The following is an 11,161-nucleotide window of genomic DNA, read 5'->3' as shown; positions in this document are numbered from 1 at the left end:
AATTACCCATTTGAGCCGGGTTCCCGGAACGGGAGCTTTTAGAAAGGCTTGAGCCGTGTGAGGGGAAACTCTCACGCACGGTTCTTAGGGGAGGGAACGGCAGTGATGCCGGTCTCTTACCCGACCAAACTGTGGAAAATAAGCAGAAATTTATTTCGCAGATCATGACCAGCAAAAGTCCCGTTCGCTCCTGTGAGGACATCGACGAGACGGCACTCTCCTACGCGGAAATCAAGGCCCTGTGCGCCGGGGACGAGCGGATCAAAGAGAAGATGGACCTCGACATGGACGTGGCCAAGCTGAAACTGATGAAAGCCAACCACCAGAGCCAGCAGTTCCGGCTGGAGGACAATCTGCTCAAATATTTCCCGGAGGAAATTGAGCGGAATAAAGGCTTCATCAAAGGGCTGGAAACGGATATGGCGACGCTGGACGCGCACCCGCATCCCAAAGACGGCTTTGCCGGAATGGTAGTGCGGGGCGATTCCCTCACTGATAAGGACAATGCCGGTGCCGCCATTCTGGAAGCCTGCAAGGAGGTCAAGGGGTTGGAACCGATGGAGATCGGCAGCTACCGGGGTTTTACCGTGTCACTGTCCGTGGAGGGGTTCGGACAAGATTTTATCCTTACCCTCAAAGGGCAGATGACCCACCGTGTCACGCTGGGCAAGGACGCGCGCGGCAATCTGATCCGCATTGACAACGCCCTTGCCGATATGCCGAAGCGGTTGCAAAATGTTCACGCACAGCTTGATAATCTTCATTCTCAGATAGCGGCGGCAAAGGCCGAGATCGGCAAGCCATTCCCGCAGGAAGCGGAACTTGCGCAAAAGAGCACCCGCCTCGCGGAGCTGAACGCGCTGCTGGACATCGACAGCCGCGCCCCCGCCCAACAGCAGGCGTCGGAAGTCATGGCGAAAAGCGAAAGGCCCTCTGTGCTGGATAGCCTGAAAATGCCCTGCGTCTGCGGGACTGGCAGAAAACCAAAACATGAATTGGCCCGATAAGAAAAGACTCCGGCACGGAATCATTTTGTGTCGGAGCCGTCATTTCGGGCGGCTGCGGTTTTTGCCCTGCGTTTCTGCTTTTGTTCGGTTTTCTTTCGGCGTTTTTCATCTATCTCATGCAGCCAAACGCTGACCGGCGCTTTCCACGGTTCGCTTTTATTGGGGATGTTTTTGACAAGACTGCGTGGGTTCAGACCGAGGCGTTTGGCAAGATCAATATCCTCATTGTTTAACCGGCATTTATTTTTCGCGTCCTGCCACATCTGTTCGCTGTATGCCATTTTTTCACCCCGCTTTACTCTAAAGATTTTATCACATATTACTTGATTTTGAAATTAGGAGGTTACATATGAATACGATACCCGTCTACAAATATCCGGCGACTTACGCCCATGAGCATAATGAACTGGAGATTTACCGTGCGTCCCACAAGGCGAACATTGCCTGCCGGGATGCCATCGACGATGCCATCCGGGACAATTACCGCAATAATTGTCTCGGCAGCGACACTGCAAAACAGGTCATTGCCGAGTTTGGATTTGACCGCACTCTCTATGTGCTTGCGAACACTGTCCGTGAGAAAGATTGGGATGGGCGCATTGACCGCAGAAATAAGGATTGGGCGCGGACGATTCCGGTCTTTGATGATGAGAACGGCTTTGGGGATAATCGAAACCGGGAATTTATCGTAGATAGAGCGCATCCCGGTCTGGTAGACCTTTTCATCAATCAGGCGCGGCGCGAATATCTGTTGACCCAGCCTCTGACCAAAGAGAACATTCAGTCGGAGGCCATGCGGCTGCTCCGGCGTCTGCAATCCGAACGTGAGCCGAACAGTCCCAGCGGTACGCATTTCATGGCGCAGATCTCGCCGGATTTTCTAATTCGTGCTTCCGCCAAAGATCAAGATCGGCTGTTCGCGCTGCTGCCGTTCAAGTCCCTGTCGTTCTCTGCACTCAAGGATCGGAAAGGAATTTTCGCCTTCATCCAAAAGGATGAAAATCGCGACCAGTCGCTTCGTCAGCGCAAGCCGTCTGTCCGAAAAAAGCTGCAAAAAACACAGACCGAGCCAACGCCCGCCTCATCCAAGGGCAAAGAAATGGAACTGTGACATGGCGAATCGCAACCGGCAGATCCAGCTCAAATTCCGCGTTACTCCGCAGGAGCGTGAAATGATCGAACTGAAGATGGCGCAGCTGGGCACGAAGAACATGGCGGCGTATCTTCGCAAAATTTCCATCGACGGGTATGTGGTGAAGCTGGAACTGCCGGAGCTGAAAGAGATGGTATCGCTCCTGCGCCGGTCCAGCAGCAACCTGAACCAGCTTACCAAGCGGGTGCATGAAACGGGGCGCGTTTACGACGCGGATTTGGAGGATATCGTCCAAAATCAGGAACGGCTGTGGAGGGCGGCTAACGATATTCTCGCTGTGCTTGCAAAAATAAAATAGGGGCGTATATCCCGAAAAATGGGGGCGGTTTACACCATGTAAGCCGCCCCGCTATTTTTTTGCCACATCCTTGCAAAAAACAGCATACGCATTATAGTTGTATTAGAAATTGTAAAGGAGGCTGATTTTATGAGGCTGATACTGAAAATACTCGTCGCTCCGGTCATTGTGGTTCTGACCGTTTTCGTCTGGATCTGTGCGCTGGTACTCCGCTGCTCAGCCTTTGTGTTCGGCCTCGCGGGAACGGTCCTCGGCATCTTCGGTGTGCTGGCGCTGATTACCCATCAGGTTACAAACGGGATCATCCTGCTGGTGATGGCGTTTCTCGTCAGTCCGTTCGGAATCCCGATGGCGGCGGCGTGGTTGCTCGGCAAGATACAGGATTTGCGGTATACGATTCAGGACCTGGTTTACGGCTAAAAAGATCACTTAAGTATCTAAGTATAAACATTTTGCGAAGTACAAACAGTGTACCAGCTTCATTTTATAGTGGCGTTGACTCGAAACAAATCGCAGGTATTTTGAACGTAAAATCCCCATACTTTATGACTTGGTATGTTATTGATGCATCCTCGGGCAGGGATTCCTCGTATTCGTGGTTACGGATAGCATGGAACACACTGCTAATTGGTTTGCTCGAAAATAATTCCTTCAGCTTTTTCAAGTCAATTACAGGGATGTATTTATGCTGGGTCCTAATATTATGCCTTGCAACCACACAACAAAATAAATCAATGCTGTCACCATCGTCAACGTCAAACACTTGCTTAATAAACCGTTTCCGATCACTCATGGCATACGTCATAATTGATTCAGATTGTTTACATCCGTGAGTAATCTCATCTTCTCGAGCATATACCTCCTTTGAGGAATCCGCGGCAGCAAACCACTTAAGTTCACATAGCAAAGCAGCGTTTGAGGCTGCATCCAACAGTCCAAAATCCACATCAGGCAAGCGCCCACCAAGGTTTTTGTGCTTTGTGAGTTTTAGAGTAGTTGCACGAGGGATAGCAGCCTCTATTTCCTGTACCATCAAATCTTCTAAATCATTTACCTCTTTTGAGTGCTCCGAATCGCTTCTTGAACTTACAACTGCAAGTAGATTCCGTTCCGGGCGGGAGCCAAGAAATAACATAGGGGCGATGATTGTTAATTCATTACTAAGCACGGTTATCGGCTGATACATGATATCTACATTACGCTTGGACGGTTCAAAAGTAATGTATTTCACAATACTCTCGACCGATTCTTTTTTCAATCCGCTTATCGATACAATATAGTCTACTATCTTGCTTATCGGCAGAATTATTGTGCTATTTCGCAATCTGATTAACGGGTCTTTTATTGTAATGCAGCTGAGAAAATGTATGTAACAAAGTGCTGCGATACATGTCCATGCTTGCCGGTAGTCATCTAGTGTAAACAGGTCAAACTTCCATGAGTCGGGCAAGGTTTTTGAAGAATTCCATTGATCGTTTGCAATTTCAAGAAATGGATCTATTATTTCGTTTGTTAATTCGTAACACAGGCATCCGTCCTCAATGCGAACTCTTTTTTGTAATTCTGCATTAGCCTTTGCTATCTTTACCGGATTAATACAATCCATGAAACTGCCGAGTGTAGACTGGCTTGCTTCTCTGAGAATATCGCTCCACGCAGAATTATTGTGATCCGCCGGAAAATCAAAAGTAACTGTGTTGTCATCAACTTTGGCTAATAACCGTTTCCTTGAAAATGAAATATAGCCACTACATATCACTGAGTACGGATACGCATAATTAGTAAGTAGAGAAACACACTGATTGTATCTCTCTTCAGAAATGTCGGTAGCAATTTGCACGGTTGCAGTGGGTAAGTCACTTTTCTCAACCCAATACAAATGCCTGGTTTAGCGCATCCATATGATCTGTTATCTTTCTTAGAGCCAATGGATTCAACATGCTGCTCATTACCGAGAGAGAGCACAGGTCTTCAAAAGCAGACAACAATTCATATGTCACCTGTTCTTTCGTTCCGGAAAAAGCAGGGTGCCTCTTATGTAAATTATCAATGACGTTTTCGATTTCACGGATATCCATTTTTCCTCTTTTCCCCCAAGTTGGCTACTCAAAAATGACAGAACACTTAAAGCCAAAGCCATAATATCCCGTATACTTGGAAAAGTGCTTTTCTGTTGTTTGATGATGTTTGAAATTTCATATACCTATATGCGAATATTCTTGTGTTCCTTCCTCCACAAATTTCTGTTTATCAAGCTGCGTGTTATTGCTACAATCGGTTGGTCCGTCATAAACAAACTACGAACTCAGGACACTGATGTTACTGTAGAGTTATTACATTTCGAGTTTATGTATGAGAGTAAGAGTTGCCGTAACTATTGTAACTACATATTCAGCTTCAGCTTTATCCAACACCTCGTTATCATGAGCGTAGCTCTTGTCGTTCCTGATTGTATTATATTTTTCAAATGTAGATATACTCATTTTCAAAGCCTGATTGGCAAACTCAGACTCAAACACTTTATTCTCTTTATAGTACTTTGCAAGTGCCCCAACCAAGCTATGAATCGGGTAATTTTCCCCGGTATTATCGGAAACAGGAATTCCATGCTTCAAACAAATAGTCTGAAGAATTTAGTTGAGTATGTGTGTAACCTATCAAGTACCAAAGTCGGTTCATTTCTACTAAGTGCCTCATAAATATCTCTTGATAATATTTCAAACGATTCACCATGTTCTTCCGGAAGGATTATTTCAAAATCATCATCAGAAATAATATAGTCTATATTCCTTATAAGATATCCTGTTGTACTCGGTCTTAGTAGTTTTTGTATCGCGTCTTTCAATACTTGGTCCTTTGGCTTTAAAAAATCGATATTACTTTGCGATCCTTCAAAAGTAAAATTCAAAGCCTTTTTATCCCAATTATCGCCCTTTAATCCTGCATAATATGCCAGCCCCTTATCTTCATACTCAATTTTGCAATGCCGAAGTACCTGTGCTATATCACTGCTTCTATTTTGTTGTAAGAATCGAACCAATTTCTCATGAAAGTTGTCAGGAACTTCATAAGTGAAGTCATACTGTCCCATGTTTTCACCCCATATTTATTTATCTCAACAAATCCCTGCTTGTCGGAATATGTATTATTGCTGTAACAGGTTTGTTCGCCATAAACAAATATTGTCTATGGCGACTTCGCATAATGCTATTATCTACAAAGCCTCAATCCCAATGGTTACTCATTTTTATTCGGCAAATTATTACATATATTATAGCAAATTAAATCGCAATTTGTAAGTCATCCACATGTTTTGCTTGAAAAACAGTTTGGGAAGCTTCATAGCTTTCTTTTCATTTTATGGGGGGAATGTTTATGGCAACGACGCGGCTGATGCCGCTGCATACCGGCAAGGGCCGGGATGTCGGCACGGCAATCAGCGATATTATTGATTACGCAGAAAACCCGGAGAAAACGGATTACGGAAGGCTTATTACTGGCTTTGAATGCGACAGCCGGACAGCCGATGCCGAGTTCCTTTTTTCCAAACGGCAGTATGCCGCGCTCACCGGCAGGACGCGCGGCGCGGACGATGTGATCGCCTACCATCTCCGGCAGTCTTTTATTCCCGGCGAGGTCACGCCGGAGGAAGCAAACCGGATCGGCTGTGAGCTTGCCAAACGCTTTACAAACGGGAACCATGCTTTCATTGTCTGCACCCACATTGACAAACACCACATTCACAATCATATCATTTGGAATTCCACATCCCTCGACTGTACCCGGAAATTCCGAAACTTTTGGGGCAGTACAAGAGCCGTGCGGCGGCTGAATGATACGCTGTGTATTGAGAACGGGTTGTCTATCGTGGAAAATCCGAAGCGGCACGGCAAGAGCTACAACAAGTGGCTGGGCGATCAGGCAAAGCCCTCCAACCGGGAATTTTTGCGTGTGGCAATAGACGCATCTCTTGCCCAGAAGCCTGCCGATTTCGACGCGCTCCTGAAGCTCTTGCGGGATGCCGGATATGAAGTCAAACCGGGAAAAATTCCCGCCCTGCGCGGAAAAAATCAAAAGCGGTTTATCCGGTTGGATACGCTGGGCAGCGGCTACAGTGAAGCGGAACTTCGGGCTGTCCTCTCCGGCGAAAAAACACACAAACCGCACCAGAAAATCATCCGGCCCATGCCGGAAAAACAAATCAATCTGCTGGTGGATATTCAGGTCAAGCTTCGCGCAGGAAAAGGCGTCGGTTACGAACGCTGGGCCAAGGTGTTCAATCTCAAACAGATGGCGCAGACGGTGAATTATCTCACCGAACACAGCCTGCTGGAGTACGATGCGCTTGTCGCTAAAACGACTACGGCTACCACCCGATATAACGAGCTTTCCACACAAATCAAAGTAGCTGAAAAACGTCTGTCAGAGATCGCCGTTTTGAAAACTCAAATCGTTAATTACGCCAAAACCCGCGACACCTATGTTGCTTACCGCAAAGCGGGCTACTCAAAAAAATTCCTTGCGGAGCACGAGAGCGACATCCTTCTGCACAAGGTGGCGAAGAAATCATTTGACGAGTTGAGCGTGAAAAAACTTCCCACCGTCAAGAGCTTACAGGCCGAATATGCGGAGCTTCTGGCAGAGAAAAAAACGGCTTACGCTGATTATCGCAATGCCCGCGATGAAATGAAAGAGCTGTTGACCGTGAAAGCAAACGTCGATCATCTGCTTGGCCCCGACAGGCGCGAAGCGGAGAAAGAAAAAGAGCATGGGCAGCGTTGAGCTGTCCATGCGACAAAATGAATCGACACAGTTCCTGATAATTACATTCAGCTCCGACACAAAGCGGCATTAGAACAGGTAAACCAGTTTGCTCATTTTGGCGTTATAGTAATCTTGCGATTTGAGACCTGTGAGGCTTTTTTGCTCTGGAGCTGGTCGAGCCAGATAGAACTGGTGCGTTCGGAAATCAAGTTGGTGCATATCGTATAACGATACAACAAGGATATATTGTTATATGGTTCTTTCGATAAAAGTTGGGCTGTTAGAAATGGCGGTACCAGAGAGATTCCTTTTACACCGTCGGATTTGCTTTAGTAGTCAAAGAACGTATTCAATACTGTATCCAAAATCCGATTTGCCTTTTTGCGGTAGTATTCGGAACGCTTGGACTGGTTCGCTTTCATATCTTCGGTATTGATTTGACCGATACTTTCGATCTTGTTAGGGGCGAGGCTCACCACCTGCTGGCGAACCTTGTTTGCGGCATCGTGGCTAAGCTGGAGCCTGTCCGCAAAATCCGCGCCGTTGCTGCCCATCGCCATCAAAAGCAGTGCCAGCCCGTGTTTCGGGGATACTTTGATAAGCTGTTGAGCCTTATGGAGGAACACGCTCCGCGCTTCAGATAGAGTTTCCCTATCGATGAGATCATCTTCAACAGAAGACACTGTGGAAGAGGCGCATCCAAATTCGTCCTCCAATGATTCAACGGACACAACAAACTTGTCCTTACCCTCGTATTCATTTCGATGCGGACAGTTTTTGCAGACAGGGTGGTTTGTCCCGCTTATGCGGGGACACTCTTTGATAGAGCCGTCCGGCTGTGGAATCATGCAGCGGCCATCACGTTGTGCGGGGAGCTGCGAGTTGATCCAGTCGCTGAACTGGGATTTGGCGACGGACTCGAATTCCGTGGGGACAGCCTTGAGCACAGCCTTGAAGAATGTTCCTGCCATCGGCACCGTGACGATGTTTTCCTTGGTGGTGCAGTTGGCTTCGACGTCATCTTCATCATAGGGGGTCAGTACCAGGATCTCGCCAGGCATGAGGGGCTTACCGTCGTAATTATTGGTTCTTTCTGCTTTTGCCATCTTTTGACCTCATATCACTTTCTGCGAAACGGGGTACATGGATGATAAAGCTGTTCAATTGCTTCCTGACTATCATAAACGTCCTCCGTTTCGCTGATAGCCAGTTCCTCTGTAAAGCTGGATATGGTTATGGGTGGCTCGCCCGGCTGTGACAGAGCATCCTTGATCAGGGGATGCGCAGTCGAAGCGAAGTGCGGTTTAACGTCATGCGCCGGACATAGGGAAAATCAGCGATCGGAATACTTCAGCAGCAAATCGCTGTAGACCGCCTCGTAATGGCTGGGACAAAGATCATCAGGGCATGTCGCGTCATACATCAGGAATGACGATTCTACAACAGATTCATCAAATATCTCGCAAACAGCATTCGCCATATATTCAATGTCTTCAATCGTAACTCTCCAGGCCTTGTTCGTCATTGGGTGTTCCTCCTATGCAAAAAAGTTCTGTAATCGATTACGGACTAATTATTGCACAGTTCCTTTTTCTGCCCGTTGACAATAGTTCAATGAACCATCAATCAGAGGCGCATATGTTCTTTACTGAAATCTGATCTCAACGTAGACAAGGTAAAAAACTTGCAACATTTTTTACTTGAGTTTTCATGGGGCACCTCAGATGAGAAGCGACCGGTATTTTTCGTTGAATAAAGTTCAACAAAAAAAATAGGCGCAAAAAAAGAGGCCAGATTTTACTCTGACCTCAATGGAGCGTGTTCTACTTCTTTTTTATTAACTGCGGCGGCTGCTTTATTAGTTCATTTATCCCTTCGGCTTTCAGATCTTCATATATATCGTCATAATCTGACGCCCACCTTAGAGTAAGCAACTGAATATATGTCATATTCGATTCTGGCGGCTTATCCATTCTGAATATAATGTTCGCAAGCTCAAGCATGGCACTACTTACAGGGAAAGGAATGTGGATTCCCAGACAAGCAGAAACCACATTCACCTTTGTAAGGCTCTGTCCACCCCACATTTTACTTATGGTATTATTGTCGAGACCGGTTGTTGACCTCAGCAAGTTGACACTATAGTTGCAGATATGTTTGCTCATTAATTCCTTCAATGCGGGGCCAAACTCCATTTCATGAATGGCTTCAAGCATCATTTTCGCCATTTCATTCACAAGTCCGTACTTGATCAGGATATCTTCATCAATATAATCTGAGTACCTGAACTCCTTGTCGGCAACACTAGCTGGAAGCTTCACATAGTGGAGATTTCCTTTATCATCTTCAATAAACTGCAGGAAGCATTCTTCTTCATGCTCCTTTGCATATGCAGTCAGACGCATTTTCCCGGTTTCTTCCTGACGTTCAACATACTTTGGATCATCAAGGCATACCTTTTGTTCCACATATGCAAAACAACCAGTTTCCATCATACACGCAAGTGCCTTGCTGGAAGAATGCCACTGATAGAGTTTCTTCTTGTCTACGGTTGTTTTGATATAGACCTCTGCGGGCTCGGAATCGTTCTTTTCAACAACAACAGTATCTGTCGTATCTTCAGCTGAAAAATTTTCTGCCTGTTTAGGGCTCGAATGCTCTTCCCTGAGGATATTGGAATACGGGTCCATTCCTCCGCTCAGTACAAACTCTTTCAGGTAATTATTGATATACATTTTGAGCCTGTACTGTTTGTAGTTCTGCTGTTCGTTGGCGTGGAAGAACCGCTCGGCCTTTAGCAAATCAACAGAATTTAGCAACTCATCGAATCGCCCGAATTCCTTATAATTGTCTTCGGTAACCTTGCGATCAAGAAAATCCCGGAGCCTATCTTCACTGCACCCAAGGCGTCTGACAATCCTGGCAATTCTTGCGTCTTCAGCCTTCTTCATGTAGCTGGAAATATAATCACGGAAAGTCTTATCTGGATCTATAACTATATTGCCCGCCCGGACGTCGCGAATAAATACATTCGCATATTTCTGCTCGTCCTGAGATAGCATGGCAAAGGACTTGTGTAGCTCCTTCAGGGTCTTATCAATACTTTCCTGATCGGATTCCCCCTGCTGAATGAGCTTGAGAAATTTGTCAAACCGGGAGTTCATGTAAGCTGCATCTATCGCGTCCGTGTTGATTTCGACTATGTGTGTATCAATCTCAAATGGCGGGTCAACTAACGAACCGCCTCCGCCGCCTGATGACAGTTCCTTGTAACGCTGAACAAGCGTCAGATAGGTCGGCTCATCAATTAGCAGTGTTATATAGGTTTCAGAACCATCAGCTTCAATCACCGGATATACGGTTTTACTCCAGCTGAAACCTTGTACGGAAGCGGCCTCCATGCGAAGATTGAAGTGCTTGAACAGCTTGGCAAATTTTGCTCGCTCGGACTTTTCGTCCGGGAGCTTTTCAAAATTGACAATACCCGCACTCGCAAACAATTCCTCTATCTCTTTATAGAAATAGTTCATGCTGTTGATATTGCTTGGCAACTTGTCAACGAACAAACCAGTGGGAATATCGCCGGAGTAAGCCTTAACTGCCTCTTTGATATTTCGTTCCATCGTATGTGGATAGCGATAGTATTTTATGATGCCGAAGCGCTTCTCGTCTCCAAACAGACGGTTTGTGCGGGAGAAAGCCTGAATCAGGTTCTCGTATTCCATGACCTTGTCAAGATATAGCGTGTTGATCCATTTTGAATCATAGCCCGTCAGCATCTGATTGACAACAATCAGGATGTTGATCTGCTTGTGTTATCGCCGGAGTATAATTGACCGAGATCGCCGGCGGAATTGACCCACTCAAGAATAACGGCTACCATGGCATAAAGAAACGCCATGGAGGTAGGCCGGATGTTAAGGAGTGGAATGATACACA

General features: G+C 46.3%; 12 protein-coding genes and 1 pseudogene. 5 read left to right on the top strand and 8 right to left on the bottom strand.

The window, feature by feature from the left end; all coding sequences use genetic code 11:
- Positions 1-125: 125 nt before the first annotated feature.
- A pseudogene (locus CAFE_RS17960) lies at positions 126-1,007 on the top strand (DEAD/DEAH box helicase); the annotation flags it as partial.
- A gap of 20 nt (positions 1,008-1,027) precedes the next feature.
- Here the strand turns inward: CAFE_RS17960 and CAFE_RS17955 are convergent.
- Complete coding sequence (locus CAFE_RS17955; RefSeq protein WP_156991387.1) at positions 1,028-1,288, bottom strand: hypothetical protein; 261 nt, start codon at positions 1,286-1,288, stop codon at positions 1,028-1,030.
- A 68-nt stretch (positions 1,289-1,356) separates the two neighbouring features.
- Here CAFE_RS17955 and CAFE_RS17950 point away from each other — a divergent pair, with 68 nt between their 5' ends.
- The 3 genes from CAFE_RS17950 (at position 1,357) to CAFE_RS17940 (ending at position 2,878) form a co-directional block, all read left to right on the top strand.
- The gene (locus CAFE_RS17950) at positions 1,357-2,118 is read left to right on the top strand and encodes a DUF3849 domain-containing protein (protein ID WP_156991386.1); all 762 of its coding nucleotides are present in this window, start codon (positions 1,357-1,359) and stop codon (positions 2,116-2,118) included.
- Position 2,119: 1 nt separating this feature from the next.
- A complete protein-coding gene (locus tag CAFE_RS17945; RefSeq protein ID WP_156991385.1) occupies positions 2,120-2,458 on the top strand; it encodes a plasmid mobilization protein in 339 nt (112 codons plus the stop codon).
- Between the two features lie 129 nt (positions 2,459-2,587).
- The gene (locus CAFE_RS17940; protein ID WP_156991384.1) at positions 2,588-2,878 is read left to right on the top strand and encodes a CD1845 family protein; all 291 of its coding nucleotides are present in this window, start codon (positions 2,588-2,590) and stop codon (positions 2,876-2,878) included.
- A 64-nt stretch (positions 2,879-2,942) separates the two neighbouring features.
- On the opposite strand, the gene CAFE_RS17935 is transcribed toward CAFE_RS17940, so the two are convergent.
- The 4 genes from CAFE_RS17935 to CAFE_RS17925 all read right to left on the bottom strand — a co-directional run bounded on the left by CAFE_RS17935 (position 2,943) and on the right by CAFE_RS17925 (position 5,549).
- Positions 2,943-4,337, bottom strand: coding sequence for a hypothetical protein (locus tag CAFE_RS17935; RefSeq protein ID WP_233452868.1), 1,395 nt, complete (start codon positions 4,335-4,337; stop codon positions 2,943-2,945).
- A complete protein-coding gene (locus tag CAFE_RS20215; protein ID WP_233452867.1) occupies positions 4,324-4,536 on the bottom strand; it encodes a hypothetical protein in 213 nt (70 codons plus the stop codon). Before CAFE_RS20215 ends, CAFE_RS17935 begins: the two co-directional genes overlap by 14 nt.
- Before the next feature lie 255 nt (positions 4,537-4,791).
- A complete protein-coding gene (locus tag CAFE_RS17930) occupies positions 4,792-5,073 on the bottom strand; it encodes an abortive infection family protein (RefSeq protein ID WP_156991383.1) in 282 nt (93 codons plus the stop codon).
- A complete protein-coding gene (locus CAFE_RS17925; protein WP_156991382.1) occupies positions 5,070-5,549 on the bottom strand; it encodes a hypothetical protein in 480 nt (159 codons plus the stop codon). Before CAFE_RS17925 ends, CAFE_RS17930 begins: the two co-directional genes overlap by 4 nt.
- Positions 5,550-5,833: 284 nt before the next feature.
- Between CAFE_RS17925 and CAFE_RS17920 the strand changes: the two genes are divergently transcribed.
- A complete protein-coding gene (locus CAFE_RS17920) occupies positions 5,834-7,240 on the top strand; it encodes a relaxase/mobilization nuclease domain-containing protein (protein WP_156991381.1) in 1,407 nt (468 codons plus the stop codon).
- Between the two features lie 311 nt (positions 7,241-7,551).
- Here CAFE_RS17920 and CAFE_RS17915 read toward each other — a convergent pair whose 3' ends face one another.
- The 3 genes from CAFE_RS17915 to CAFE_RS17905 form a co-directional block, all read right to left on the bottom strand.
- Positions 7,552-8,328 (bottom strand): hypothetical protein, encoded by a 777-nt coding sequence (locus CAFE_RS17915; protein ID WP_156991380.1) that lies wholly within the window; start codon positions 8,326-8,328, stop codon positions 7,552-7,554.
- Positions 8,329-8,555: 227 nt separating this feature from the next.
- Positions 8,556-8,747, bottom strand: coding sequence for a hypothetical protein (locus CAFE_RS17910; RefSeq protein WP_156991379.1), 192 nt, complete (start codon positions 8,745-8,747; stop codon positions 8,556-8,558).
- 298 nt (positions 8,748-9,045) lie between these two features.
- Positions 9,046-11,022 carry a type I restriction endonuclease subunit R, EcoR124 family gene (locus CAFE_RS17905; protein ID WP_413814448.1) on the bottom strand — a complete coding sequence of 659 codons (1,977 nt, stop codon included), beginning with the start codon at positions 11,020-11,022 and terminating at the stop codon, positions 9,046-9,048.
- Positions 11,023-11,161 lie beyond the last annotated feature (139 nt).

Origin of the sequence: Caproicibacter fermentans, from assembly GCF_009746625.1 — a bacterium.
Lineage (GTDB): Bacteria > Bacillota > Clostridia > Oscillospirales > Acutalibacteraceae > Caproicibacter > Caproicibacter fermentans.
This window is presented reverse-complemented; position numbering and strand designations above follow the sequence as displayed.